This window comes from Streptomyces sp. NPDC041108 (assembly GCF_055592645.1).
Window position 1 is genome coordinate 34450 of sequence record NZ_JBVIYK010000025.1, and the last position, 26997, is coordinate 61446.

A 26997-nucleotide genomic window follows, 5' to 3' on the forward strand; every position below is an offset into this window, starting at 1 on the left:
CGCTGCCTGTGCCGGCACGAGGTGGGGCACAGGCAGCGCGGGGGAGGAGGGCGGGAGGGTCATCCCTCCGTGGCGATGCCGTCGAAATCGTCGGCGCTGTCACTGGTGTCGGGGGAGCGCCGCAGAAGGAAGGCGACCGATGCCGCACCCAGGACGGCTGCTCCTGCTCCGGTGATGAGAGCGAGGTGCAGACCGGAGGCGAAGGCATCGCGGGCCTGATTGACCAGGGCGGTGTCGCCTGTCCTGGTGCCGACGATGTTGGCTGCGGCGAGGGATGAGCGAGCTGCCTCCGCCACATGGGCCGGGAGTCCCTCGGTGTCGAGAGTGTTGCGGTAGCCGGCGTTCAGCGCACTGCCGAGTACGGCGATTCCCAGGGCGCCGCCCAGTTCACGGGACAGGTCGTTCACCGCGGAGCCCACGTTTTGCAGGCGGGAGGGCAACGCGTCGGTGATGGCCGCGGTGGCGGGTGTCATGGCCAGGCCCATACCGGCGCCCAGGGGAATGAGCCCTGTCACGATGAACCAGTAGGAGCTCGTCTTGTCGAGTTCGGCGAGCACGCTCAGACCGACGGCGACGGCGATCAGCCCTGCGATCCAGGGACGGCGAGCGCCGACGCGTGCTGCCAGTTTCGGGGACAGCCGGGCGCTCGGAATCATGGCGGCGGGCATGGGCAGCACACTCACCGCGGCGATCAGCGCGCTGTCGCCTCGTACGAGCTGCAGGTACTGCATGACGACGAAGATGAATCCGAAGAACGCGAAGAACTGCAGGGTGATCGACAAAGTCCCGGCGGCGAACGGCTTGTTGCGGAACAGCCGGGGATCCAGCAGGGGGGAGGGGTGGCGCAGCTCCCAGACGACGAAACCGGCGAGCACGAGGAGTCCCGCCGTGATGCCGAGCAGGGTGCGGGTGCTCGCCCAGCCGTGCTCGGGCGCCTGGATGACCGAGTAGACCAGAATGCCCAGGCCGACGACCGTGAGCGTGGCGCCGACGGTGTCGATGCGCTGCTTCTTTGCTTCGGCCGACTCCGGCACGAAGACGTAGGTGCCGATGAACGCCACGACCGCCAGAACGACGTTCACCCAGAAGACGGATCGCCAGGACCATGCCTCGAGGACGGCACCGGAAGTCAGCAGGCCCAGTATGGCGCTGGCTCCCGCGACGGCCGCCCAGATGCTGACAGCACGCGTCCTCTGTTCGCGGGGAAAGGTGCTGGTGATGGTCGAGAGCGTAGCGGGCATGACGAAAGCAGCCGCCACCCCCAGCAGCGCTCGCAGGGCGATGAGAACCCCGGGTTCCGAGACGAACGCGGCCGCGACCGATCCGGCCCCGAACAGAGCGAGGCCGCCCAGCAGGGCCCGGCGCCGGCCGAACCGGTCGCCCAGAGTCGCCGCCAGCAGCAGAAGGGCGGCAAAGACCAGGCTGTAGGCGTCGATGATCCACGACAGCTGCGTCTGACTCGCGTGGGTCTCACGGGCGATGCCCGGCAGAGCCACATTCAGCGATGCCATCGCCGAGACGACGGTGGCCAGAGCCAGGCATGTGACGGCCAGCACTGCGCCGTGACGCACCACTTTGTGACCTTGTTCTGTGAGGCCTCGGTTCATGAGAGACGTCCTTTCCCGCTGGACAGGTGCGCTGGTCCGAGGACGGATCCATGGCGGATGCAGCCGCCCTGGAGGCGCGGCACAGCAGCAGCGCAGAGTTCATGACGCGCGAACGCGCAGTGGCAGTGAGGGGGTCGGTGCCGGCCGCTGCAGCCCCGGCACCGAACGGGCCGCACTACGGAAGACACTGGATGCCAACGCTTGTTGGCCAACCCCCGTTGACATTAACGCATCTAGGAGGATGGAAAGTCAACGAGCGATGGCCTACATTTGTTGGCATGACATCAGACAGCACAGAAGCACCCCCCGGCCCCCGCCGCTCCGACCGCACCCGGACAGCGATCCTCGACGCCGCCCGCCAGCGCTTCGCCGCTCAGGGCTTCGAACGCACGACCATCCGGGCCGTCGCGGCCGACGCGGGCATCGACCCCTCCATGGTCATGCGCTACTACGGCAGCAAAGCCCAGCTCTTCGACGCCGCCCTCGACATCGACCTGTGCCTTCCCGACCTGTCCGCCACCCCGGCAGAGGAACGGGCCGAAGCCCTCGTGCGGCACTTCCTGCACCGCTGGGAGCACGAGGGCGCCGACGACGCGCTCCTGCTGCTTCTGCGCTCCGCCGTCACCAACGACCAGGCGGCACGCCGCATGCGGGAGATCTTCGCAGCGCAGGTCTCCCCGGCCCTCGGCCCCGCCGCCAAGGACAACGTCGGGCTGGTCTCCGCCCAGCTGCTCGGCCTCGCCCTCACCCGCTATCTGCTGCGCATCCCAGCCGTGGTGGGCATGACGCCCGAAGAGATCGTCGCCGCCTACACCCCCGCCGTCCGGAGCATCCTCGAACCACAGGCATCCGCCCACTGAACAGGCAGATCGCACGGCGGAGCCGGTCAGAGCTCCAGGCGGTGCCGCCGGCCACCTCGTGTCCACCGCCGCAGGGCTGGCCGCGTGCGGTCAGGTCGCCTGCCTGTGCGGCGGCCTTCATGGCGGAACAGTGCTTCCTGCGCAGCCCGGTCCTGTCGGCCGGCCCGGTGCATGAGCGGCCGCCCGTTCGCCGTGACACGCTTGCCCGTCTCCCGTCCTTCGGCGGTGATCATCCGGGCGCCGTCCGCGACGCTGCCCCGTGCGTAACCGGGGGCATCGGCCGCACGGCGGGGCCAGATCAGCGGCGAGCTCCCTGATACGTCGCTGCCGGACGCGACCGGCACAGGGCGGCCGCGGCCGCCCCGGCCCCGGCGCCACCATGCTGCAGGACCACGCGATCCACGTTTCGGACCGACTCGGCGCCTCGTATGTCTGAGATTAGGGCCGGTGCCTCCTGTGAGATGTACGGCCTGCCCCCGGCCGCCCAGATGGGCAGGGATTACTCATCTCCGCTTCCCCCGCTCACGGTTGACTGACCCTGCCGGCCCGAGCAACCGCGGCGGTGCCAGAGGCGGGCAGATGCCGCGGCGGGGGAGGGCGGCCCACCTCGAACGCCCCCCAAGGCGAGGCCGGACCCCGGCCGCTGCCGGTGATGTCGGCGGGTCGCTGAGACGGCAGGCCGGTTCCCGTTGCACGGGGCCGCGCGACGGCGGATCCCGCCCGCAGCACTGCACGACATCCGGCTGTGCCGCCCGGCCGCCCTCGCCCGGCAGGCAGTGACCAACTCCGCCGCGGCAGAACAGCATCACAGAAAGAAGAAGATCAGCACGATGAACAAGCTCATAGCCCCCCTGTGCGCAGTGTCGGCAGCCGTTGTTCTGGCGGTCGTGCCCACTGCGGCACAGGCAGACGGAACCGAAGACGGCGCCCCTCTGGTGGCCGCCGAGAACGAGATCATCGACCAACTTGCGGCACTGGGCTGGCCGGGACAGGACCCGGAGAACTTCTACCCCGGGGCCGGCGCCCACGCAAACTTCGCCACAGCCCCGGTCGTCTGGGGCACGCCCGGCGATCCCAGCTCCTATCAGGTCGAGGCCAAGTGCGCGCAGTTCCTCACCGCCTCGCTGAAACATGCCTACTCCTGGGCCACCGACGCGTGGTTCACCTCCGGAATCGGCTTCCGCAGCCCGACCTCGGAGCAGTACTACGACGCCTTCACCGACACGTCCGCCGGCGGCGCGCTCGATGACATGAGCGATCACGTCAACCGCCCCTCCGCACAGCGGGTCGGCGACCTGCACGCGGGTTCCGTCATCGCGGTGAAGTACCTGGACGGCTCGGACGGGGGCGCTACCGGCCACATGATGGTCGTGCAGTCCGTGGCACCGTTCGAGCGCGACGGCAACAGCGCCACCCAGGAGTACGCGGTCAGGGTTTCCGACAGCACCTCCGCCCCGCACGGCGTCGCTTTCTCATCCAGGACGTCGCCGCACTGGGCGTTCCGGGACACCCGGGTCGAGGGCTCTCCGGGGCTTGCCACGAAGGAATGGAGCGGTGCGGGCCGGGGAACGATCTTCATCCAGGCCGACGCCCTCACCGGCAGGCCGACCGGTCACTGGTGGGGCCGTAACGAGGCCGCGTTCCACACCGTCGCCGACCGGCCCATGGTCTTCGTCGACATCACCCGCTGAGACTGCAGGGCGGCGGCAGCGGCGCTCACCGCCGCGGTCGTCGCCCCCGGCCGCGCCCGCTGGGTGCCGGCCCGGCGTGACCTGGCTGTGTGAGCACCTGCGAGCCGCACGAGAGTCCGGGTCCCCGTGATATTCAATGGTGATGAATAAACCTCGTGGACGTCCGCGTGGAGGCTCCGACGCCAAGGAGAGGATTCTGGCGGCGGCGAAGACGGCGTTCCTGCGGCACGGCTACAACGCGACGACGATGCGAGCCATCGCCTCGGCAGCCGACGTGGACCCGGCCCTGATCAGCTATCACTTCGGCTCCAAGCAAGGGGTGTTCGGTGGGGCGATGGCGCTCGGGATCAGCCCGGGCCAGGTGATGGCCCGCGTGCTCGAGGGCGATCCCGGGCAGATGCCCGAACAGATCGTCCGGGCCGTCCTGGCCGTATGGGATGATCCGGAATTCGGTGGTCCGCTGACGCTGCTGGTCACCCAGGCCCAGCGGGACCCGGCGCTCATGCGCGCGTTCCGCGAGTACGTCGAGCGGGAACTGACCGCCCGGCTGGCGGAGCACATCGGCGGAACCGACGCCGCAGAACGAGCGGGGGCCGTGCTGACGACGACTCTCGGACTGATCTTCAGCCGTTACGTTCTCAGGCTGAACCCGATGGCCGCCATGGACTCCGAGCGGGTCGTCGGCCTCCTGGCTCCAGGACTTGGTGCACTTCTCCGTCCGGCCCGATCCGCCGATGAATGAGAGAGCCGGGGCGGCGGGAGCCGGCGCAATCCGAGACGCCGCCGCTCGCCCGTAGGCCGCGTGACGCCCTGCCCGGACGGTCCGTTGCGCCAAAGGCTCCTCTCGCTTCCGGCCCGGCCGTGACGCTGATGGCCGCACGCGAGGCTCAGCAAGGCTTACTACGGTACGGACGGCCAGAGCAGCAAGCCGACCGCCCAGGAGTACGAGGAGATCACCAGCGGCCACGGCCACCACTGACCGCTTACGCAGACCCACCCCCACCCGTGGCCGGCCTGCGGCCGGCACCTCCACCAGCCGCAGGCTGGCCCGCCAGGCAGTCAGCCGTCGCACGAGATGCCATGACCAGGGAGGCGGCCTGTAATCCTATTCCCGCGCAAGCCGGAACTCGGCCATGAGCAGGCCGGGCGCCCGCGCGACGGTGCCGACACGGGTGAAGCCGAGACGCTCATAGAGAGCGATGGCCGGACGATTGTCCGCGCCCGTGCTGACCAGCGCCTGCCCGGTGGGGGCCAGCTCGGTCAGCAGGTGATCGAGCAGTCTCAGAGCCAGACCGCGGCGAAACCATTCCGGATCGACGCATACCCGCTCGATGTCGATGCCGTCTTCCCTCGCCAGGCGCTGCCAGGCAACGAAGGCGGCAAGGTGACCGTCACGCGTCGTCATCCCGAGCCAACGCAACGGCTGGGCCTGCATCTCCTCCAGGCTCTCCAGGAGAGCGGGTATTCCGTCAAAACCGATCAGCGCGGCCTCGACTGCATACGATCGGCGGCTGGTCAGGTGCACCGCCGTCGCCGTCGCCACGTCCGTCAGGTCCAGCTCGCTGACGAACACAGCCGGACCGCATTCACTGCCCCCGCGCCGCTCGAGATGAGACGCAACTCTGCTGTATGAACGCATGACATGCCTTGCCGTAGAGGTCTGAAGGTCAGCGACAAGCGTGTGTCGCGGCCGGCATGCAGCACCTGAGCAAGAGGCACTCATGTGCCCACGACTCGCCGCTGCGCAGCCGGCCATCCGTTGTCTGAGTGCCTGACTGAGAACCGGTCACGGGGATGAGGGCGACCAGGAGGAGGCCGAGGGTGTCCACGGCAAGGTGGCGCTTGCGGCCGTTCGCTTTCTCTCCCGCATCCCACCCCCGGCTGTCGGCCCCCACCGTCTCGACGGCGCGCAGCTACTGCGAGTCGATCACGGCGGCGCTTGGCTCCATGTCGCGTCCGTCGCGCAGCCGGAGTCTGTCACGGAGCCGGTCGTGCAGGTCGTCCACGTACTGCGCCCGCTCCCACCGGACGAAAAAACTTGAGTGGCTGGACTTAACAACCGCTGATTTGCCAGGAGTCTGGCTGCATCATCCGGAGAACGGGATAAAAGGGACAGCAGGTCATTCGGCCGATAGCCGTTCGTACAGGCCTCTGCAAAACGCGTTCGATAGACGCCGTAGACAAGAGCGTTCGGGGACTGATACCCCCGGTGCTCTGGGGCCGAGACCTCTGGATCCCACTGAGTCACTTCTCCGCTGAGCGGCGACGGGCTCCCGTGATATGCCTGCGCGGCTTCTGCCAGTTCCCACTCACCTGTGACCACCGAGGACCAGAACCCACGGCCCTGGCCGACCACCCACATGCACAGATCCTCGGTGCTGTCCTCGGACCAGACCTCTCCGTCGACATTCACGCCTTCCGAGAAGTCGATCAGTGAGTCCGCCGCATCCAGGTATGCCAGCGCGAACCCCTCAAGAATCTCTCTCGGCTGTGACTCCAGCCATGACTCCAGGGCAGACAGGCATGGTCTTGTCGCATCCAAGACCTCCCAGAACCAATCTGGAACTGGCCCCAATCCCGCTCACCCGCCTTGGCCGACCCTGAACAACTTCTGCCGGAATCGTAAGAGAGAACCCGAAGCCGACCATGACCTCACTGCCCGCACCTCAACTCTGGGCCGCACACCCCTGAGCGGTTACTGGTTCTCAGTCAGGCACTGACTGCAGCCCGGTACCCCCGGGTTGGTGACGACCGTGGCAACGCCGCACCGAAACGCGGGGCGGCCGTTGGCTTTTGCGTACGGGCCCCCTGAACGTCAGAGGGAGGACGCGATCAGCTGCCGCTCGTCGGCGTGCGTGGCGCGACAGCCCGCAGCGAGTACATGATCGGCAGGTAGGTGTCGCTGAAGGGGAAACGGTAGAGACCGTCGGCCCCTCGAGGCAGGATGTGGCGGCCGTCGGATTCCGTCTCCGTATGCTCTGCCAGCCGTTCCACAACCAGGCCCGCCGAAGCGGCAGCAGTCACGATCTCACCGATCGAGTAGGGGAACTGCACCGTCTGCCGTGGCGCCGTCACGACGCTCGGATCTGCATAAGTGCCGGTCAGAGCGACGTACTGAGCCTCGCCGCCGCCGTAGGGCCAGTCGGCTACGAAGGGTTCGAAGCTGAGGACGGTCTGGAAGGCCGGATGAATGTCCACCAGGATCAGCCGGCCTCCCGGCCTGAGCGCCCGCGCGGCCCCCCGCATCCACGCGTTGACATCCGAGATCCAGGACAACACGCCGTACGTGGCGACGACGACGTCGAACCCGGCCGCAAGGCTGTCGGGCAGGCGCTGGGTGTCCGCCACGACGAAGTCCGCGACCAGTCCCGCCTTTTCGGCGAGGTCCCGGGCACGGGCGATCGCTACGGGGGAGAAGTCGACTCCGGTGACCCTCGCACCCAGGCGGGCCCAGTTCAAGGTGTCCATGCCGAAGTGGCAGTGCAGGTGGAGCAGATCCTTGCCCGCTACGTCACCGGCCAGTTCACGCTCGATGCTGCGCAGCGTCTGCTGACCGCCGAGAAACGCCTCCACGTCGTATGACTGATCGGTGTCTGTCGTGCCGTGGGTTTCGGCCAGGGAATCCCACAGCGCCCGGTTGGCGGCAAGCCCCTCAGCGTGCCCGCCCCTGCGCGCGCCGGCTTCCTCAACGCCGAAGTCGTCCTCTGCAGCCATCGCGAACCTCCTACTCCTGGCCGCACTCGCGTGCGGCCCCACGCGTCGGGATTCTTCAGGACGCAGGAGCACCCCCACATGAGCAGGAGATACTCGGCTGGAGCAGAAGTTGCCCGCCCAAGCGTGCTAAGCCCTCCGGTGCGGACAGCCGGCCCCGACACGTGCCTCGCCCTCGAAGACCGGCCTTGTTCCGGGTTTGAGTACTGCTTGCTCAGTCGCCCCAGGGCTGCGCGCCGTCTCCTGGAAGAGTCACACAGCAGCTCTCCGAGGCCGTGATCACCATGACTTGCACCGCACCTCCCACTGCCGCCAGGACGACAGAGGACTCCTTTGCCCTCGCCGTGACCGGAACTTCCACGCCGGCTCGGACCGCCGGCGCGTGGGGGCTGTCGCTGCAGTGCGGTGCGCCGGCGCCCGCGACCGCGCGCCGCGAGGCCCGCAGGGTGATGCACGCCTGGGGAGCCGACGAGGAAACCATGGACGACACCCTGCTGGTCGTCTCGGAGCTGGTGACCAACGCGGTGCAGTACGCCGAGCCGCCCGTCGCGCTGTCCCTGTGCTTCTTCGACGACCGGGCGATCCTGGTCGCGGTCACCGACGGCGGCCCGCGCACCGAGGACCAGTACGACGACCGCCCCGCCGACGAGCACGGGCGCGGCACCTTCATCGTGGACGCCGTCGCCGTAGGCGCCGGCGACGTCACCGGGCGGGACGGGCGGGTCAGCCACTGGGCAGTCGTAGGGCCCTCAGCGCTGTGACGGTGTATGGCCAGAACGAGATGTCCGGCCCAGCCGGGACAACGGCGATCGCGGCGTTGAGCGTCCACTGCTCATGACCCGCCAAGCCGCATGCCGGCGCGTAGCCGGCCGCCCCGGCCATCGCCCGGCCGCCCGTCCATCCAGAAGGCCACACCACCCCGGAGATCCGCGCACCGAGCAATCAGGAGGACAGCGATGCACGAGCCCCTGAAAGCAGTAGCCCTCACCGCAGCCGTAGCCGGCGTGCTGCTCGCCGCTCCCATCGTCTCGATCGTCGCGGCGAGGGCAGCAGCCCCGGTCCACATGGACGACCGTGCCGCACTCCACGAAATCGTCGATCGGCACAACGACACCGGCTGCCCGTATGAGAACGCTGACGAATTCCATCCCTGCGCGGTCGACCGCCCGGACGGCACTACGGGAACGGTCGCCTGGGGAACGGCCGGGGAACACACGGTCGTCATCCGCCCGGGCAACGCGACCGGTCTGCCCGACGGCTGCTGGTGGGGCCCCGACGAGGCCGCTCTGCGTACGGCCGGCGATCGTCCCATGCTGTTCGTCGGCGTCACCCGGACCGAGTGATCCGTCCCCCTGTGAGCGGCTCGCCAGATGACCGCCATTACCTGACAAGGATGACCGACCCATGCCTCTCGTCACGCTCAACGACCTGCACACAGCCCGTCAACGCCTGGAGCCAGTGGTCTCCCGTACGTCGCTGCTCAGGGCTCCATGGGCCTCCTGCGGACATCGGTCTCTCTTTCTGAAACCAGAAAACCTGCAGATCACCGGCTCGTTCAAAATACGTGGCGCATGCAATCGACTGTCGCGGATGTCCGAGTCGCAGAAGACCCGCGGCGTCATTGCCCGATCGAGCGGGAACCACGGCAAAGCACTTGCCTACGCGGCCCGGCAGGACGGCGTGAAAGCGACGATCGTCATGCCCTCCACGGCCGCCAAGGTGAAAATCGACGGGGTCCGGGAGTACGGGGCCGATGTGCGCTTCGCTTCCCCCGAAGAATGCCCAGCCCTCACTGAGCAGTTGGCCGCGGAACACGGCTATGTGATCGTGCCGCCCTTCGACGACCTGGACGTCATCGCGGGCCAGGGAACGGTCGGCCTCGACATATCCGACGAAGCGGTGGCTGCGGGACTCGACATAGGCACGGTGCTGGTGCCCGTCAGCGGAGGCGGACTGATCTCAGGTGTCGCCGCTGCACTGAAGCTCACACACCCCGGTATACGGGTAGTGGGCGTCGAGCCGGAGCTGGCGGCGGACGCCGGAGAAAGCCTGCGCGCCGGACGGCGCGTGACCTGGCCGACTGAGCGTGTCAGCCGGACCATGGCCGACGGCTTGCGCATGACGACCGTGGGGGAGCACACCTTCGAGCACATGCGCGTTTTCGTCGACGACATCATCACCGTCACCGAAGAGGAGATCTGCTCGAGCGTGGCCCTTCTGGCCCGGCGGGCGGGCATGATCGTCGAGCCGTCCGGGGCGGTCACCACGGCGGCGTACCTGTACCACGAGCGCGACCTCCCCGCTGCCGGGGGCCACGTGGCGGTCATCAGTGGAGGGAACGTCGATCCCGACCTGTTCGAACTGCTGCGTAAAGAAGCCCCGTTGCCCTTCCAGACCTGCCGTAGGCGAAGCAAGGCCGAGGACGAAGCGGAGCACTGAGACCATCTTCCACGCAGTGGGGCGGACGAGCCGTTGCCACCACGCCCCTGCCGCGCGCGTGGCCCAGGATGAGCACCCATTACTCAAGCGCGCTCGCACTCTCGTGCACAGGATGAGCGCACGAGGTAAATGTGCGTGCCTCATCGCTCAATGCGAAAGCCCTCAGATATCACCTAGGAGCAGGAGAAATGAGCAAAATGAGAAGGGTCATAATCGTAGCGGGGGCGGCCGTCGCCGTCGTGGCTGTGCCCTCGCTGGCACATGCCGCCCCCGGGGGCGGCATGTCGGATGGACACCGCATGTCCACCGCGGCGAGCCGGACCATGGACCCGGGCGGCGGCGGAGGCAGACTCGCAACCGATTCCTCGAGTCTCGGCCGGACCATGGACCCGGGCGGCGGCGGAGGGTGACCGCGCTGCCGAGGGCCAGGCGTTGGGAGGCGCCGGGGCGAGCGCGGCGTGGACGAGGATATGACTGGACGACATCGTTGATCGTCCGTGTGATTGGTTACGCGCAGGACAGCGCCGACCGCATAAGACATCCACGTCATCGTGGCAACCGCCTTTGACGTGTCGGCGACCGGCCCGCTGGCTCGTGGTTTACGGCCGATGGGCGGCTGGGCTGAGACGAGGGCGTCACCCTCGTTCTTCTCGGCCCGCCCTCGCCTGTATCCCGCCGCCCACATGTCCGGCAGGCTTCGTCATGCCGGGACTCAATGACACTGTCCCGCAACCCGTGCCGCTCCCGCCCGCTTCGGCGTCAAACTGGTTGTTCCGAGTCGGCACGACGGAGTCCTGGGCCGTCAGCCGTTCTGCGGGTCTGGAGAAGTCGACGTCCACACCAGCCCAGCCAGGCCTGGCGAAACGGCAAGCGCAGGACCTGCTCAGCTTATAGACATGGTGTTCCATGTGATGCTTTGGAACAGCCGCTGGCAGCAGCACACCAGGCGAAGCTCCGCTGCCGGTGTAAAGGCGATGTCGAGGCTTACGAATCTCCCGCCCCTCGATCACCATGCTGCTCATGCGGTCCGGTAGCATTTGTCTGACCGGTCGCCCCTTGAGGGAGCAGTCGAATGCAGGGCTGGGCAGACAGATGGCCGCTCATCGGGCGACAGCCATTCATGGATTCCTTCGCCCGGGACCTGTCCGACGGACACACCCGGGGCTGGATGATCTGCGGGCCGGCGGGAGTGGGTAAGACCCGCCTGGCTGATGAGTTTCTGGAACTGGCAACTGCCCAGAGCGGACGACGCACTGCGAGGGCCGTAGCCGGCAAGGCTGCCGGGCAGGTACCCCTCAGCGCGATCGCCCACCTGCTGCCCCCGGACGTCGACCTGGCAGACCCGGTCAGCGGCTTCCGAGCCGTCGCCCGGACCATGGCCGCAGAGCCAGGCAAGCCCACCGTGGTCTTCGTCGACGACATGCACCATCTGGACAGCTCATCAGCCGTCCTGCTCGGCCAGCTCCTGGACTCCCAAGTCATTGTCCTGGTCGGCACCGCCCGCACTGGTGAACCAGTCAGTGACGCTGTCGAGGCCCTACTGCGACGCGGGGACCGCGTCCGCCGCATCGACCTGTCCCACATGGACCGCACCCAGGTCGAGGCACTCGTCCAACGCGTCCTCGGCGGCCTCGTCGGCCGCCGCACCCTGCACGCGCTGTACACCGCAAGCGGTGGAAACGTCCTCTTCCTGAAGGAACTCGTCCTGGGAGCCGTCGAATCAGGCACCCTCAGCCTCAACGGCGAAGTCTGGGAAATGCCCGATCACCGGCTTGCCGTCACCCCTCACCTCAACGACCTGATCACCGCCAAGATCGCGGCGACCCCGCCCGCGGCGCTCCCGCTGCTGCAAGCCCTTGCCCTCTGCGGCCCCCTGTCCGTGACCGACGCCGCCTCTCTCATCGACCGCGCCCACCTGGCCGAAGTCGAGAGCTCGGGCATCATCCAGGTCACCGCACACGGCCGAAGAATCACCGTCGCGCTGTCCCACCCCCTGTACAGCGAGGTCATAGCCGCCGGTATCTCACCCCTCCAGCGCTACGACCTGGGTCTTCGTCTGGCCGAGCGTCTCGAAACCCACGGACTCAGACGCCGCGACGACGCCCTGCACGTCGCTTCCTGGCGACTGGCGGCCATCGGCACCGCCGATCCCGCCCTCCTGGCCCAGGCCGCCGCCATCGCGATGAACGCCAACGACAGCGAACAGGTCATCCAGCTGCTCACCGCGATCAAACCGGACCAGCACACGCTGGAGACCCGGATCCTGCTGGGCAGAGTGCTGACGTACACCGGCCGCCTGGAGCGCGCCGAAGCGGTCCTCGCCGAGGCCGACGCCCACGCCCGCGACGATCAGGAGAAGATCACCGCAGTCACCGCCCGGAGCATGAACCTGTTCTGGTCCAGCCCACGACTCGACCAGGCACTGTCCGTGTGCGCCGATGCCCGAACAGTGCTGCGAAGCCGGACGGCGAAGCAACAGCTGCATTTCATGGAAGGAGCCATGCAGGCCGTCTCCGGGCTGCCCGAGGCCGGGCTCCAACTGCTCGACAGCCTCCCCGGAGCCCCGCATCAGGAGAGCCCTGACATCTGGCTGCTGGCGGCGACGACGAAAGCCGTGGGTCTGGCCGTTGTCGGCCGCGTGGCACAGGCCAGGGCACTGGCCGAGCACGGGCACAGCATGCACCAGGCGATCGGTGGAGGAACGCTTCTTCCGCATCCCGCGATCCAACTGGCGCCGCTCGCGCTGGCGCTCTCGGAGGCCGGTCTGATCAGCGAGGCCCGCGAGACCTGCCTGAGCGCTTTCGACACGCTTCAGGATTCGCCCTCCCCCCTCGCCCGCCAGTGGCTCGCCTACTTCATCGCACGAACGGAGTGGCTGGCCGGGCATCCCTCCAGCGCCCGCCGCTGGTATGCGGAAGCCGCCGCCATCGCACGTACGCACCAGCACACCAGGACCACCAGGCTCTACGTATCGGGTTTGATCGCCTGCGCGGCACTGGCCGGCGACATGGACACGGCCGAGTCCCTGCTCCCGGAACTCGAACAATACGCACCGAGCGGGTTCATGGCCGGCGAGGAGACTCTCGGCACTGCCTGGCTGCACGCGGCCCAAGGCAAGCTCAGCCGCGCCCGCGACGTCCTGCGCACTGCGGCCGGCGACGCTCGTCGCACCGGCCACATCCTGTCCGAGGTCCTTCTGCTCACCGACATCGCACGCCTCGGTGACGCCCCGAGCGTCCAGCACCGCCTCACCGAACTCGCGACCCAGTGCGACGGAGCCCTCACCCACACCCGCGCACGGTTGGCAACCGCCCTCGCCGACAACGACCCCGGCCGCCTCATGGAGTGCTCACACGCTTTCCAGCAGATGGGATCGCCCATCCTCGCCGCTGAAGCATCAGCCGCATCAGCCGGCGCCTGGACACACCAGGGTGACCCCCGCAAAGCCACCGCCGACGCCACTCGGGCCGCAGCCCTCGCAGCCCAGTGCGAGGACGCCCGGACCCCGCTCCTGTCCACGCTCGGCACCCCCTCCGTCCGCCTGACCAAACGCGAACAAGAGATCGCCTTGATGGCCGCCGCCGGGAATTCCAGCAAAACGATTTCCCAACACCTCACACTTTCTGTCCGAACTGTCGACAACCACCTCCAGCACATTTATCTCAAACTCGGCGTACGCACCCGGGCCGACCTCGCAATAGCCCTTGAATATGAAGCGGGCCGCCAACAAAAATAACCTGGATGACCTACTGCAACTATTCCGCCAGTCAAACCGGGAACGTCTTGTTCTTCAGGTGGAACGGCGGCCCCATGTCGGACCTATGGCTTCTCCGGAACTGAGACGGCCGAGAATCTACACCGGAAGACCGTCCAGCAGTTGGGTGACTCCTGCTGTGTCGCAACCGGCACCCAGCAGCTCCCGATCTGCGATGAGTGCAACGCTTTGGCGCTGCGTTCATCCCAATTGCGCCGCCAGGCTTCCCGAGCGGGGCCGCCTGGCCCACGCCACCGCCTACAGTGCCCGTGGTTGTTCCACGCTGCCGAGAGGGCCTCACGTCCCGCACTCAGCTACTTTTCGCCCGGGTGACCGCCGCGTGGAGTTCGTCGAGGAGTGCATGGCCTGCCGAGTCGTCGCTGACTCCTATGTAGAACGAAGCCGCCTCTGGTGCACCCGACCACAGTGGGGAGTGTCTAGTAGACGCCGCTTCTTCGAGTGAACTCGCGGCCTCTCCTACCCTCGAACGGTCGCCAGGAGCCACGCCACCGGGAGGGCGAGGATGCCGAGGGCGATGGCGCCGAGCAAGGAGGCGAGCCAGACCAGGACGTAGCCCTCGCGGTTGCGGAGACGTCCTCGGCGGGCGGAGGTGAGCAGCCAGTGGCCGGGCAGGCCGAGGGTGACGGCCGTCCAGCCGGCGAAAGTGACGTATTCGGCGGCGGCGAGCGGCGAGGGCTCGAAGACCGTGTCGCCGACGAGTCGGACGTCGCGCCGGGTGCCCGGCCGGAGGTCGCTGGAGGCAGAGCGGAGCAGCATCGGCCGCGCCGCCGTCGCATCAGCGGACGAGGACGCGGAGGACGGCGTGTACGTGCCCCGGCAGTTGGTGCTGGTGTCCTCCGGTCCCTCGAAGCAGCCGGTGACCACGAAGGTGCCGGTCGGCCCTGCGATGCCGCTCAGTGCGGCCAGTCGGGCGCCGAACAACAGCCAAACCACGGCCAGGCCCCCCACGAGCCACAGCACGGCGAACCCGCCGGCCGCCCGCCAGGACCACGTCCGGTCCGCCCGTCCCATGCGACTCCCCCGCCACTCGGTCATCCGCCGAGGGCGTCCTACCCGGCAGAAGCGCCACGGAACGCATCCGCTCCCTCGGTGCCATTGTGAAACGACCTGTTAATCCCATGGGCGTCGAGGCGTCAGTCCTCGCCCTTGAGCGACCAGGCGGCGGCCGTGATGGTGCGGCCGGCCTGGCTGAGGCCGTAGAAGTGCGGGTGCCGATAAATCATCCGGGCTGGTCAAGCGGCACATTCGTACTCGTGTAGCGTCCCGCCGAGTCGCTCGCGGCGACGGACCTGCAGGTTCCCGATCTCCCCCGGTTCGGTGAGTGGTTCGGGTAGCGGACGTAGCGGGGCGGCTTGATTCAGGGCCCGGTGGGGTCGGTGCCCGTTGTAGAAGGATTCGAACTCGCGCAGCGCGTGGAGCAGGTGTCGCTGGTCCCATATGAGGGTGCGGTCCAGCAGTTCACGTCGGCAGGTCTGTATCCAGCGCTCCATGAGGGAGTTCATCCGGGGCATCCGAACGCCACTGGTGACGACCCTGATCCCGGCATCAGTGAGCACCGCGTCGAAGGCGGGCGTGAACTTCGAGTCACGGTCACGGATCAGGAACCTGGCCCTACTCGCCGTGTCCTGCAGGTCCATGACGAGATTACGCCCGAGTTGCACCGCCCACTGCGCCGTGGGGTGCGTGGTGACACCCAGGATCCGGATCCTCCGTGTGGCGTGCTCGATGACTGCGAAGACGTACAGCCGCGCCCCGGTCAGTGTGCGGGTCTCGAAGAAGTCGCAGGCCACAAGCGCGTCGGCCTGGCTGCGAAGGAAGGCTGCCCAGGTCGTGCCCTGGCGTTCGGGCGCGGGCGGGATGCCGTGCTCCTTGAGGATCTCCCAGACGGTGGAGGCGGCGATCTTGATGCCCAGCGCCGCAAGCTCGCCGTGGATGCGGCGGTACCCCCACGAGCTGTTCTCCCGGGCCAGGCGCAGCACCAGGGCGCGGATCGAGCGGACGGTCGGCGGGCGCCCGCGACGCTTCGGCGCACAGGTCGCGGCATGCCGCCGCCTGAGCAAATCACTGTGCCACCGCAAGATCGTGTCCGGACGAACCAGCAGCAGGAGCCGCCCCAGCTCCTCTCTCGGCAGATGGTGGAGCAGGCCGGCAAGGATCACGCGGTCGGTGTCGGTGAACGCAGGCTTGCCGACCTGGCGTTGCAACACCAGCAGCTGATGCCGCAACGCAATAATCTCGAGGTCTTTGTCCCGATCGCTCATCGGCAGCAGGCGCAGCAGCGTGACGGCGGTGGTCGCGGTGACGTAGGCCAGGCGCAGCAGCATGACAGATCATCATGCCGTCCCAGCCCTCTACATGTGCGGAGAGCCGGGCAAGAGACTGGCACGAATCAAGATCAGCGATCAAGCCCGTCACCTGGGCGGATGATTTATCGGCACCCGCACTGTTGTGCGGGGTGGGGAGCAGGTTCTTGCTGCGCTAGGGGCGCTGGAGGAGCGGGCGCAGGCGTCGGTGCACGGCTGGGTGCTGGCCGCGGACGTGCTGTCGATGAAGCAGCAGGTGCGGGGGCTGGCCGACCGGGGTCTGGTGGAGATCGCCGGCAGGGAGGACCGGGCGGAACTGTCGGCGTGGGAAGGCACCCTGGTGCTGTGGGCGGCCCGCCTGTCCCCGGCCGGACACGACCTCCTGCTCTACGCCCGCTCCCGCCCACGCCCCGGCAGCGCCGTCGGTGAGCCGGATGCGGGTCGGCGGCTGGTGCAGTTGCTGCCCTCGCAGATGGCGGCCCTGCGCCTGTTCCTGGGTCTGGCCGGTCGGCTGCGGGTGCCGGTGGCGGCGGGGCTGGCGGAGCAGACGCGTACAGCCCGCTGCGATCACGGCGTACGGCGGTGGCTGCTGTACCTGACACCTGAGCAGATGGCGTCGGTGGCGTACGGGTTCTGGCTGCACCGGATGACCGGATCGGCGATGGAGGCCAACCACTTCGCCCGCGACTACGGGATCACCCACCACCCCGCCCCGCCCTCTGCCTCTGGAGGGCCGACCAGCCCATGCGACAGTGCCGCTCATGGATGAACCGGTGAACGATTCCGAAGACCGAGAGCAGCAGGCGGCTGTCAGTCGCCTGCTGCTGTACTACCTCAACGCGCCCCTCGCTGAGGGCTGCCGCCTGCGCGGGGTCCTGCCCACGCCAGACGCCGTCCGAATCGCCATCCACGCCGGCGACGAGGAGGACGGCACGACGTTTCTGTACGAGATCCCCAACGACACCGTCGCCCCCTACTACATCCCCGGCATCCTTCGCGCCGTCCTGGCCGGCACCCAGCTCTACAGCAGCAGCGACATCAGCGAAGCCATGGGGATGACCGTCATGCGCCTCCGCCCCGCGGAGCTCACCCCGGACCCAGAACCCGAACACGGCCAGGCACTCACCGTCCTGCGCGCCCTGTCGAACCCCGATGACGAGGAGAACCCCTTCCTGATCGGGTTTCTGCTCCTGGGCCACAGCCTGCTGCGCCTGTACGTGCAGCGCCCTGATCACCCAGGCATCATCGGCGTCGACACCCGCCTCACGGGCACGCCCACCGCGCTGATCGCCTCCCTTCCGAGCCTCATCGAAGAAGAGCAGCACCAACGCCCGCCCTCCGACGACCCGCACTGCGATCTCCTCGTGGACCTGACCGACTGGTAGAACACCGGGCCCGCGCCTGGTAGGTGACGTCTCCTGCCAGGACCAGCCGTGCACTCCTTCGTCCATGGTCACCAGGGGTCAGACTCACCCTCACGGCCTTCGTCTTGGTCACGTGCACCTTGGTCGGAGCGCATGATCAGACGGAGGCCGCCCCCGCGTCCGGCGAACCCCCAGGTGAGCGACCCAGTTCGAGACGCCGTTCGACACCGGAAGATGAAGAACAAGCTGAGGACAACAGTGTGTTCGCCACCCTGCGTGGGCTCGCGGTCGCGGTCATCGGCTGGCCGGTGATGCTCAGCCCTGCGTGGAGATGCAGAAGGGGTGGCCTGCGGGGTCCAGCAGGATCCTCCGCTGATCGGGGTGCGGTTGGACAGGGGGTTCCATGGCGCCCAGTGCCAGCATCCGTGCGTGGGCGGCGTCCAGATCGTCGACGCCCAGTTCCATGTGAGCCTGCTTGCCCTGGGACGGGTCCGGCCAGGTCGGACGCCGGTAGTCGGCCACCCGGATGAAGCCCAGTCCGGGTGAACCCTCCCGGCCGAGCAGGATGAAGTCGTCACCGGAGTAGACGACGGGCAAGCCGAGCGCGTCGCCGTAGAAACAGGCCAACTCGGCGGGGTCCGGGCAGTCAAAGTCGACGGACAACAAGCGGATCGCGGGTCCGGATGTGGGTTCGGTACTCATGGGGAGGACGCTATGACGGAACCAGGACAGTTCCGGTCCTGGTCATGGGGAACACTTCGGGATGTGATCAGCACCTCCGCCCGCCTGTTGCGACTGGTCTCGCTGCTGTCCACTCGACCGACGTGGACCTGCCGCGAGCTGGCCGAGCGGATGGCGGTCACCGACCGCACGGTCCGGCGGGACATCGCCCGGCTGCGGGATCTCGGCTACGGCATCGAGTCCGACCCCGGGCCCTGGGGCGGCTACCGCCTCGGCGGCGGCACCCGGGTGCCGCCGCTCATCCTCGACGACGAGGAGGCGCTTGCCGTGGCCGTCGCGCTGCGGGAGGCCGCGCTCAGCGGCGTCCTGGGCAGCGACCAGGCCGCGCTGTCGGCGCTGTTGAAACTACGGCAGGTCCTATCGCCCCGGATCGCGGACCGGCTGGGGGAGATGGATGCGACCTTCGTACACACTCCCAGGCCCGAGGGACGTCAGATCTCGCCCGGCGTGCTGCTGGAACTGGCCGCCGCCTGCCGTCGTGGCGAGCGCACCCGTCTTTCGTACCGGGACCATGCGGGGAAGGCCACTGTCCGGGACATCGACCCCTATCGCCTGGTACACACAGGCCGCCGCTGGTACTTCGTCGCCCGGGACGTGGCCCGGGACCAGTGGCGGACCTTCCGGGCCGACCGGGTGGTACAGGTCCAGCCGACCGGACATACCGTCGAACTCGTCGACCCGCCCGACCCGGCGCTCCTCGTCTCCCGATCCATCGCGGGCGTCGTGTACCCGCTCTATGTCACAGTCCGGCTAGCGCACCCCATCGACCAGGCGCTACGGCTGGTCCCGCCCACGATCGGCACCCATCACCCGGACGGCCCCGATGCCACCATCGTCGAAATCGGCGGCAACGACGCCGACCAGCTCGCCACATACCTTCTCAGTCTGGGCACCACGCTACGGGTCCTGTCACCGGACTGCGTACGGGAGGCGCTGCTGCGCCGTACCCGAGACCTGTTCGAGGACAACGGGGGCGGTCAGCCCCGGTAGCGGGCGTTGCACCGGGTACGAGGTCTCAGCCGCATCTACCGCCTTCGACCGGCTCACCCCGGCCCGGGTCCGCCGGGGGTTCAGGAACATCCGCGCTCATCTCGCCTGCCCGACCCGTGTTCCCAAACCCACAGGCACCGGGCCCGGACGGCCGCCCGGCGTCAAGAACAAACGCCGGGCACCCCGCTACGACGTCGGCAAATCCGTCAAACGCCCCGAGCCCCTCAAAGCCATCGGCAAGCCCGGAAGATCCTGGTAGATAAAGAACAAGCTCAGCTGAGCCGACACCTCGCTGGCCGCAGGCGGCTGTGTACCAGAATCGGCTTCCTGACGTTCTGTAACACGGTGGCCCGCATGACTGCACGGCCGCCACAACAAGACCCCAGGGTGCCGGGCTCGACGGGCTCGTCCCATCCATCTCGGACAGTATCTGGGGGTTCTCTCCCCATGTGCGGCCCTCTTTCCCCGTCAATGCTTGATCGCAGGCACCGTACTGACTGGAGGAACAGTGGGAACCTCGATGCGCAAGGGTTTACAGGCCGTGGTGATGGCAGGCGCGATGGGCGCGGCGCTGGCTTTGTCGGCCGGGCAGGCCCACGCCGCCACCGGTGTGACCGCGAACTCGGCCTTCATCAATATCAACGCCGCGGCCCACAAAGCGAACCAGATCATCATCAACCCGTCCGGCAGCAACATCACCGTCATCGACAACGGTGACACCGTCACCGCAGGGGCAGGTTGTACCCAGCTCAGCGCCAACTCGGTGTCCTGCCCCGCGGGCACACGGACGATCCTCCTCAGCGCGGGCGACCGCAATGACACGGTCATCCTGAGGGCGAGCCTGCGGGCCACGCTCAACGGCGACGCGGGCGGCGACACTCTCCAGACGACCGACAGCACGCAACGCGCTGTCCTGGTCGGTGGCGACGGCAACGACACCCTGATCGGCGGTGCGGGCGACGACGAGATCGTCGGTGGGGCCGGCCGGGACATCATGGACGGCAACGCCGGAAACGACCGGCTGGGCGCCATCGACGGCGTGGGAGGCAACGACTCCTCCAACGGCGACACCGGCACGGACATCTGCCCGGGGGACGTGGGCGACCAGGAGTTCGGCTGCGAGAGCTGAGCCGCTCATCCGCAGGGCCGGGACCTGGTATCGGGTGCCAGCCCTCTGCCGGTTCGGATCTGCACCGAGCGCCGCCTCTTGCACCGGGTCGGCCACAGGATGGCCGCCGCGTCCGTAAACGCATCATCGGGAGTGCTGCCCACCCGCGTGATTACGCAGGCCGTCGCGGCCGTAGCCCCGGTACGGCTCCTCCAGCAAGGCCTCGTGGCCCTCGTCAAGGGTGCTGTTCGCTTCGGCGGTGCGGGGATGGGAAGCGCCCGTCCTTCCCCGGTGGTGCCGGGGAAGGACGGGCTTCGGTATGCAGGGCTCAGTTCTGGAGTTTCATGCCCTTGGGGGAGGTGAGGCCCTTGTCGGGGTGGGCGCGGAATATCGCCGTCCAGACGGTCGGCGGGCAGGGCGTGCCGTTGGGGTGTTGCTCGGTCAGCTTGGCTCGGGTGCTGTCCTCGACGAGCTTGTCGCCGTTCTTCACGGAGGTCACGGTGAGCTGTACCGGCACGGTGGCGTCGCCGATGTCGTCGGGGAGTGGGATGGCCAGCGTGGCGAACGGGTCGTCGGGGCTGCCTGATGTCCGCTCCTCGCAGGTGCCGTCCACGCACAGCCGGATCCACGCCGCGTCCCGAGTGCCGAAGTCGGCGGGCCGCCACGCGGCGGCGACCTGTGAGTCCGCGTCGGCCTCGGTGCACGTGGTGTCCTGGCCTAGGAACGAGCATCCGGTCAGGGCAAGCGCCAGCAGGGGTGTGAGAAGGGTGTGGCGCATGTCAGTACCTCGCTACGGTGCCGGGGAAGGCGCTGTTGGCCAGTCCGAGTCGTTACCTGGCAGGGCGATACCGGATGCCTGTCGCCGGGGCTGCCAGCGGACCTGTTCTCCCGCGTGGACAGGGCACGTCGGCATTCATGCCCCCCCCGCGATTCGCGCACCAGGGGCATGACGCACGTCACGACGTGGCCGAGAGGTGCTCGCCTAGAAGAAGCCCTTGTAGCCCCGCCAGCCGATGGCGACCTTCACCCGCGCTCTGAAGGATCCCTTGCCGTCGCCGTTGTTGCGCCAGAGGGTGCCCACGCTGTCCCGGGAGACCAGGTCGGCTTTCCCGTCTCCGCTGATGTCCCCGACGCCGACGCTCACGTTGTAGGAACCGCCCCAGTTGGAGAAAACCTTCGTCCGGGCGCCGAACGTGCCGTTACCGGTGCCGTAGTACCGGTACAGGTTGTTCGCGGTGTCCTGGGCGAGCAGGTCGCCGATGCCGTCGCCGTTCAGATCACCGGCTCCGATGATCTTCTTGTACGTCTTCCAGTTGTCGTAGAGCTTCACCGGGGCCGACAGCGTGCCCGTGCTGGTGCCCTTGTAGAGGTACACCGTCCCTGTCGAGGAGTTCCGCGCGATCAAGTCCGGGCGGCCGTCCTTGGTCAGGTCACCCGGCGCCGTCAGCACGTCGTACTGGATCCATCCGGACGTGCCCAGCGACGTGTACGGCGTCGACGGCTTCAGCGCGGCACCGCACCCCGGCTTGTAGGCGCGCAGAGCTCCACTGCTGAGCCGTACCAGGACGTCGTTGCAGCGGTCGCCGTCGAGGTCGCCGAAGGGCACTGCCTTGATGGAGGTCGGCCAACCGCTGCCGCTCACTTTGTCGGAGAACGCTCCGTTGCCGGTGCTCTGCTGGAAGGTCAGCGCGCCGGAGGAGCTGAGGGTGAGGAGGTCGCCGATGCCGTCGCGGCCCGCGTGATCGCGCCGCACGGGAGCGGCGAGAGTTCCGGCGGGCATCAGGTGGATGCGTTCACCGCTGTCGACGAAAGCTACGCGGCCGCTGTCGGGATCCAGGGTCCAGCGGACGCGTCGGTCCGAGGTGCTGCCCTCGGGCATGAGGTTCTTGGTCGCGGGCAGATCGGCCAGGTCAGAGTTCACCGCCTGCCCGGAGCGGACGTCGGTGCGTACCAGCTTGCCGCGCGCGTTGTCATGGCGGACCAGGAACCCGTCGGCCAGCAGTACGTCCCCCTCGGGCACGGCCACCGACCGGCCGCGGGAGCGGTCGAACACGCCGGCCTTCTTCTGCGCGGCGCACGCCCAGTAAACGAACCGGCCGTTGACCTGCAGCTCGCTAGGCACGCACGCCGATCCGACGTGGACGTCGATCGCAGCGGCCGTCGAGCCGAGACGACTCATCGACAGGTGCCCGGCGGTGGACTTCGTGATCCACAACTGTCCGTCCCACAGCGTGGCGGCCACGGCCGTGTGCGTCGACACGACCTTGGACTGCGTCCAGTCGACGAGGAAATGCTTCCGGTTCGAGCCACCCGAGAGCAGCGCGTACCGTCCCTGCGCAGCGCTCACCTCCCCGTAGAAGCCGTCGACTGCAAGCGTCTGGACCTCACCGGCGGGTGTACGGCGGTGTATCAGCTGGGAGTTGTCCCAGTCGTTGTAGACGACGGATCCGTCGCCGGCGCTGAACAGCCGCACACAGCTGTTCACGAAAATGCACGGTTTTCCCCCTCCGCCGGCCTGGCGGACCGGCCCCACCTGGGGGACCGCGTCGGCCGACACGGTGCGCGTGTTGAACATGACGTCGTAGTTCGGGGACGAGGTCTGGTCAGTCCAGGCAAGGGTGCCGCCCGCCAGCGAGAGCCCGTCGACGGGCGCGGGCACCGGCGGCAGGTCCATCAGTTCATCAGCGACGATCTGTCCGTCCGGCGCCTCGGAGAGCCGGAACATGGCCCAGTGTGCCTTGTCGGGACCGCCCACCACGACAGCCGATCCGTCCGCCGATGCGTGGACCCAGCCGTCCATCTGCGGGATCAGCGTGCGCCATTCGCCCGCGTCGGTGAGGGGCCGGGTGAGCACGGCACGGGTCTCGTCGCCGTAGGTGGCCACCACGAGGTCGTCACCGACGATGGTGAAGTCGGTCTTTCCCTCGGTGCCCTGGAATGGAACGGTGATCATCGGTCCGTCCAGCGCGTCGCGGCGCAGCAGCCGCGCGCCGGCGCCGGGGTACCACCAGCCGACGTAGTCCTCGTTCAGGACGGGCAGCCGGGCCGAATTCGCGTTGTAGGGGGCGAACAGCTTGGTCCAGGTCTCGTCGCGGACGTCGACGAGGGCAAGCTGGTAGAGGAAGACCTGGGGGTCCTCGGTCGGCACGCGGTAGCGCAGCAGCAGTGAGCGATCATCCTTTCCGCTCAACGCGAGGAGCTTCGCGTCGGCGGGCCAGCCGGTCACTTGTGTGTCCTCGGTGCCGCCCGTGGCCGCCTGCTTCAGCAGGTGCAGTTCGCGTACGTTGGTCAAGCCGCCCCGGTAGGCGACCACGACACCCTCGCCGGCCGTTCCTGCGTAGGTCAGGCCGGCCGGGACGGTCACCGAGCCTCTGTCCTCGCCGGAGCCCATCGCGCGGAAGCGCACGACGCGCCCGCCCTCGGCGTCGGTCGACAGGGTGTAGGTGGTGTCCGACTGAGCGAGCCCGCTGGGCTGCTGAGTGCCGGCGAACTCGGTCACCTGCCGGGTTCGGCGCGTCGTGTAGTCGGTCCAGCTCCAGCCGGTGGAACCTTCGGGGTTCGACAACACACCTGTGTCACCGAAGCCGATGAACACCGGGTTGCGCGTGCCTGTACGGTCTGCGGCGGGAAGCACGATCTCACCCGCCCCGACGGTCTGGTCGCCCCCGACGGCCACCGCCGTCCCTGTCGGCACCGCGGCCGGAGCACCCGCGGCAAGGGCCACGCTCAGTGCCAGGGCCGCACCCCCTCTGCCGAACAGACGGCGTCGCACGACCTTGCTGACCTCCACGGAACCCCCGGCCCCTCACCCTGCCAGCCGCGCCCCCGAGAGCCCCGACAGCCTGTGAATGAAATGTGCATGCCCTAAGTGGGCGACGGGAGCCTATCAGCGCACACCAGTGAGGTTGCCGGGAATGCCGGGGCAGCGGAAAGGGCCGCACGACTCAGCCGCACGGGACTCTCGTCTCAGCTCACTCGGCGTCGACCATTGCACTTCCGGTGATCGAAGTATGGCTGGAGCCTCGACGAGGTATTCGCGAAGGTACCCATGGGTGCATACTCGGGGTATGGCTGATACCACCGTAAAGGTCGACTCCCAGACCAGGGACCGGTTCGCTGCGGTCGCCGCAGCCCGCGGACAGAGCGTGCGGGCCTACCTGGCAGAGCTGGCCATAGAGGAAGAGAACCAGATCGCCCTGAGCAAGGCGACGGCCACGTTCCGCGAGATCATCGCCCGGCCTGGTCTGGCCGAGGCGTTCGACGACGCCTTCCCCGACGACGCACCGGCCCGGCCTACGGGGCGGGCGGCCTGACCCTTGGAACTGCATATCGACATCCGGTGGCTCCTTGACCGACAGGAAGAACTGCTCGGCAAGGAACTCGGAGTCCGGGACTACTCAGGCCTGGTAGCCGCTGTCGCCCGGCACCGGGTGAACACGCCCCAGCTGGAGGCGGGCGAGCCCGACGCCTGCTGGCGAGCTGCCGCCCTGTTGGAGCAGCTGGTCCTGCTGCGCCCCCTGCCGGCCCGCAACGCGTACTTCGCGTACGGCGTGGCGGTGGCGTACCTCCGGGCCTCAGGGGAGGAGGTCGACGACTCCTTCGAGCCGTGGCGGGACCTGATCGCCGATATTCGCGCGCTGCGGCTCACCGTTTACGACATCGCCGACCGGCTGCGTTCCTGGCGCAGCACCGGGTAATCAGCGCCCCGTGGGGTTCAGTGGATACCGTTGAGAAGACCGGGCGAGTGCTGAGCGGCAAACCAGGTCGACCTACATCAGTGCGGTACTCGATCATGTGTCCATGCCCCTGAGTGAGACCCTTGCCCGAGTCGACGCAGACCTGGCCGCCGGCCGGATTCCCGTCGCGCGCCAGCGTCTGCGCGGTCTCGTCTTGTCCTTCCCGTACGACCTGACGCTCCGCCGGCGTCTGGCCGAGGTGTACCGGCTCTACGGCGACGCAGCCGAAGCGGGACGCTGGATGTACCTGGAAGAGGACCGCGATGCCGACGAGACCGTCGCCTTCGAGGCACGGTACGGCTCTCCCGGGTGGCGGATGAAGGCACTCGCCTGGCGTGGCTCCGAGACGATGGCGGCCACCGCCTTCGCGCACGCGCAACTGGTCGCGGTGCGAACCGCCTGCGCCGAGACAGTGGGGCACTTCGTCGACTGGGACGACCCCACCTCCTACTGGAACAGCCTGGAGGAGAAGTACGAGGATGCGCCCTCCAAGCCGTGGTCGGTCGGCGGTGTGCTGTCGAGCGCCGGCTGTCTGGTGGCGGCCCTTGCGTTCCTCGCGATCTGGGTGAATGGAGTCGTTGCCCTCTTCGCCTGACCCATGTCCGTATATCTGCCCGGCCACCCAGAGTCTGGGGAAGTACCACGAGCCCTGTCATCGTTCATGCGGCTGACGACTCCAAGGCCAATGTGTCGCCGTGGTGGCTTGCAGAGGACGCGCCCGGCCGTGGGTGGCCGGGCGCGCCCTTGTGCTTATTGGGGTGTGCGTGTGGTGTGGGGTCAGTGGCGGCCGCCGCCGTTGTGGTGCCCGCCTCCGCCGTGGTGGTGGCCCCAGGAGTCGCTGTCGATGTGGCGTCCGCGGTCGTTGCGGAGGGTGGCGGTGTCGGAGCGGTTGTCCCAGACGTAGCGGCGGCTGTCCTGGTACAGGTCGGTGTCGGTGTCATGGCCGTGTCCGGTGTGGATGCGGACGGTGGTGCGGCCGTCCAGGCGGTAGTGGTCGAAGGTGTAGGTGTGGCCGTCCTCGTCCTGGAGGGTCCAGCCGTCGAGGTTGACGCTGCGGCGGGCGTTGTTGGTGATCTCCACCCACTCCCGGTTCAGGGAGCGGTTGGAGCGGTCGTCGTAGCCGGGGGAGTCGTACTGGACGTCCGAGATCTTCACCCTCGACCGCTCGGGTCGGGCGTGGTCGGCGGCCGATGCCGGCAGGGTGACCATGGAGACCATGGCGCCGGCGGCGAGCGCGGCGGCGACGAGACTGCGAGCGGTGACAGAAGCGGAAGCGGACATGGGTCCCCCTCAGGGTGCAGACACCATCCCCCGACAGCCTGGACAGGCCCCGGGGATCGGGTGTGATGTGCGTCGGCGGCCGGCTGGCCGCACACACACCTTGTCCACACCACGGGGCACCCCCGGGCAGAACATGACCTCTGTTACCTTCCAGCCATATTTCCATTACTCTCAGATGTAACGCCCACTTATGTCCCGTCTAGCTGTGTTGACGTACCCACAGGTCGGGGGAGGTCTTGCGGTGATTGGGGCACGGCGTCTCGCCGCCACGGTGCGCCACCCTGCGGAGGTTCGGGCCGTCACCCGAAAGTGAGTAACAGCAGGCCAGCTCCGAGAACTCCCTCCGACCGCCGGCTGACAGCCCGGCCCGCTCGTACGCCGGCGGTCGGGA

23 protein-coding genes and 2 pseudogenes are annotated in these 26997 nt (G+C 68.2%); 15 read left to right on the forward strand and 10 right to left on the reverse strand.

All coding sequences use genetic code 11. The features are described from left to right. Positions 1 to 59 precede the first annotated feature (59 nt). A complete protein-coding gene (locus ACZ6BB_RS38760) occupies positions 60 to 1511 on the reverse strand; it encodes an MFS transporter (RefSeq protein ID WP_471619801.1) in 1452 nt (483 codons plus the stop codon). 374 nt (positions 1512 to 1885) lie between these two features. Between ACZ6BB_RS38760 and ACZ6BB_RS38765 the strand changes: the two genes are divergently transcribed. The 3 genes from ACZ6BB_RS38765 (at position 1886) to ACZ6BB_RS38775 (ending at position 4900) form a co-directional block, all read left to right on the forward strand. Further along, on the forward strand, positions 1886 to 2467 hold the full coding sequence (locus tag ACZ6BB_RS38765; protein WP_471619802.1) for a TetR/AcrR family transcriptional regulator: 582 nt from the start codon (positions 1886 to 1888) through the stop codon (positions 2465 to 2467). Between the two features lie 830 nt (positions 2468 to 3297). Continuing rightward, positions 3298 to 4158: a hypothetical protein gene (locus tag ACZ6BB_RS38770; RefSeq protein WP_471619803.1), complete on the forward strand. Its 861-nt coding sequence runs from the start codon at positions 3298 to 3300 to the stop codon at positions 4156 to 4158. Positions 4159 to 4300: 142 nt separating this feature from the next. Then, positions 4301 to 4900 carry a TetR/AcrR family transcriptional regulator gene (locus ACZ6BB_RS38775; RefSeq protein ID WP_471619804.1) on the forward strand — a complete coding sequence of 200 codons (600 nt, stop codon included), beginning with the start codon at positions 4301 to 4303 and terminating at the stop codon, positions 4898 to 4900. Between the two features lie 363 nt (positions 4901 to 5263). Here the strand turns inward: ACZ6BB_RS38775 and ACZ6BB_RS38780 are convergent, their stop codons facing one another. Together ACZ6BB_RS38780 and ACZ6BB_RS38785 are read right to left on the reverse strand one after the other, a co-directional pair. Further along, on the reverse strand, positions 5264 to 5731 hold the full coding sequence (locus tag ACZ6BB_RS38780; RefSeq protein ID WP_471619805.1) for a GNAT family N-acetyltransferase: 468 nt from the start codon (positions 5729 to 5731) through the stop codon (positions 5264 to 5266). Positions 5732 to 6990: 1259 nt separating this feature from the next. After that, positions 6991 to 7872 carry a class I SAM-dependent methyltransferase gene (locus ACZ6BB_RS38785; protein ID WP_471619806.1) on the reverse strand — a complete coding sequence of 294 codons (882 nt, stop codon included), beginning with the start codon at positions 7870 to 7872 and terminating at the stop codon, positions 6991 to 6993. A 341-nt stretch (positions 7873 to 8213) separates the two neighbouring features. Between ACZ6BB_RS38785 and ACZ6BB_RS38790 the strand changes: the two genes are divergently transcribed. From ACZ6BB_RS38790 to ACZ6BB_RS38805, 4 genes are all read left to right on the forward strand, one after another. Further along, positions 8214 to 8630, forward strand: a complete 417-nt coding sequence (locus ACZ6BB_RS38790; RefSeq protein WP_471619807.1) for an ATP-binding protein — start codon at positions 8214 to 8216, stop codon at positions 8628 to 8630. 195 nt (positions 8631 to 8825) lie between these two features. After that, on the forward strand, positions 8826 to 9212 hold the full coding sequence (locus ACZ6BB_RS38795) for a hypothetical protein (protein ID WP_471619808.1): 387 nt from the start codon (positions 8826 to 8828) through the stop codon (positions 9210 to 9212). 61 nt (positions 9213 to 9273) lie between these two features. After that, entirely contained in the window at positions 9274 to 10308 is a 1035-nt protein-coding gene (locus ACZ6BB_RS38800) for a threonine ammonia-lyase (protein ID WP_471619809.1), read from the forward strand. Between the two features lie 1120 nt (positions 10309 to 11428). Then, positions 11429 to 14044, forward strand: coding sequence for a LuxR C-terminal-related transcriptional regulator (locus ACZ6BB_RS38805; RefSeq protein ID WP_471619810.1), 2616 nt, complete (start codon positions 11429 to 11431; stop codon positions 14042 to 14044). Between the two features lie 495 nt (positions 14045 to 14539). On the opposite strand, the gene ACZ6BB_RS38810 is transcribed toward ACZ6BB_RS38805, so the two are convergent. Beyond that, positions 14540 to 15094: a hypothetical protein gene (locus ACZ6BB_RS38810; protein WP_471619811.1), complete on the reverse strand. Its 555-nt coding sequence runs from the start codon at positions 15092 to 15094 to the stop codon at positions 14540 to 14542. Between the two features lie 221 nt (positions 15095 to 15315). Beyond that, positions 15316 to 16407, reverse strand: coding sequence for an integrase core domain-containing protein (locus tag ACZ6BB_RS38815; RefSeq protein WP_471619812.1), 1092 nt, complete (start codon positions 16405 to 16407; stop codon positions 15316 to 15318). A gap of 124 nt (positions 16408 to 16531) precedes the next feature. Here ACZ6BB_RS38815 and ACZ6BB_RS38820 point away from each other — a divergent pair, with 124 nt between their 5' ends. Next, positions 16532 to 17155 (forward strand): DUF6417 family protein, encoded by a 624-nt coding sequence (locus ACZ6BB_RS38820; protein WP_471619813.1) that lies wholly within the window; start codon positions 16532 to 16534, stop codon positions 17153 to 17155. A 4-nt stretch (positions 17156 to 17159) separates the two neighbouring features. Beyond that, positions 17160 to 17771, forward strand: coding sequence for a hypothetical protein (locus tag ACZ6BB_RS38825; protein WP_471619814.1), 612 nt, complete (start codon positions 17160 to 17162; stop codon positions 17769 to 17771). 294 nt (positions 17772 to 18065) lie between these two features. Here the strand turns inward: ACZ6BB_RS38825 and ACZ6BB_RS38830 are convergent, their stop codons facing one another. After that, positions 18066 to 18452: a VOC family protein gene (locus ACZ6BB_RS38830; RefSeq protein ID WP_471619815.1), complete on the reverse strand. Its 387-nt coding sequence runs from the start codon at positions 18450 to 18452 to the stop codon at positions 18066 to 18068. 63 nt (positions 18453 to 18515) lie between these two features. Here ACZ6BB_RS38830 and ACZ6BB_RS38835 point away from each other — a divergent pair, with 63 nt between their 5' ends. The 3 genes and pseudogenes from ACZ6BB_RS38835 to ACZ6BB_RS38845 all read left to right on the forward strand — a co-directional run bounded on the left by ACZ6BB_RS38835 (position 18516) and on the right by ACZ6BB_RS38845 (position 20610). Further along, complete coding sequence (locus tag ACZ6BB_RS38835; protein ID WP_471619816.1) at positions 18516 to 19481, forward strand: helix-turn-helix transcriptional regulator; 966 nt, start codon at positions 18516 to 18518, stop codon at positions 19479 to 19481. Between the two features lie 46 nt (positions 19482 to 19527). Further along, positions 19528 to 19740 (forward strand): annotated as a pseudogene (locus ACZ6BB_RS38840) (NF041680 family putative transposase); the annotation flags it as partial. Positions 19741 to 20001: 261 nt separating this feature from the next. Further along, positions 20002 to 20610, forward strand: coding sequence for a calcium-binding protein (locus ACZ6BB_RS38845; protein WP_471619817.1), 609 nt, complete (start codon positions 20002 to 20004; stop codon positions 20608 to 20610). A gap of 307 nt (positions 20611 to 20917) precedes the next feature. Here the strand turns inward: ACZ6BB_RS38845 and ACZ6BB_RS38850 are convergent, their stop codons facing one another. The 3 genes and pseudogenes from ACZ6BB_RS38850 to ACZ6BB_RS38860 form a co-directional block, all read right to left on the reverse strand. Continuing rightward, positions 20918 to 21367: a hypothetical protein gene (locus tag ACZ6BB_RS38850; RefSeq protein WP_471619818.1), complete on the reverse strand. Its 450-nt coding sequence runs from the start codon at positions 21365 to 21367 to the stop codon at positions 20918 to 20920. Between the two features lie 48 nt (positions 21368 to 21415). Beyond that, positions 21416 to 21487 (reverse strand): annotated as a pseudogene (locus tag ACZ6BB_RS38855) (DUF6879 family protein); the annotation flags it as partial. An 84-nt stretch (positions 21488 to 21571) separates the two neighbouring features. Further along, entirely contained in the window at positions 21572 to 24379 is a 2808-nt protein-coding gene (locus tag ACZ6BB_RS38860; RefSeq protein WP_471619819.1) for an FG-GAP repeat domain-containing protein, read from the reverse strand. A 277-nt stretch (positions 24380 to 24656) separates the two neighbouring features. Between ACZ6BB_RS38860 and ACZ6BB_RS38865 the strand changes: the two genes are divergently transcribed. From ACZ6BB_RS38865 to ACZ6BB_RS38875, 3 genes are all read left to right on the forward strand, one after another. Further along, positions 24657 to 24902, forward strand: coding sequence for a hypothetical protein (locus ACZ6BB_RS38865; RefSeq protein WP_060902736.1), 246 nt, complete (start codon positions 24657 to 24659; stop codon positions 24900 to 24902). Between the two features lie 3 nt (positions 24903 to 24905). Then, a complete protein-coding gene (locus tag ACZ6BB_RS38870) occupies positions 24906 to 25286 on the forward strand; it encodes a hypothetical protein (RefSeq protein WP_060902737.1) in 381 nt (126 codons plus the stop codon). A gap of 103 nt (positions 25287 to 25389) precedes the next feature. Next, positions 25390 to 25920, forward strand: coding sequence for a DUF6584 family protein (locus ACZ6BB_RS38875; RefSeq protein ID WP_471619820.1), 531 nt, complete (start codon positions 25390 to 25392; stop codon positions 25918 to 25920). A gap of 182 nt (positions 25921 to 26102) precedes the next feature. Here ACZ6BB_RS38875 and ACZ6BB_RS38880 read toward each other — a convergent pair whose 3' ends face one another. Next, a complete protein-coding gene (locus ACZ6BB_RS38880) occupies positions 26103 to 26606 on the reverse strand; it encodes a lamin tail domain-containing protein (protein WP_471619821.1) in 504 nt (167 codons plus the stop codon). Positions 26607 to 26997 lie beyond the last annotated feature (391 nt).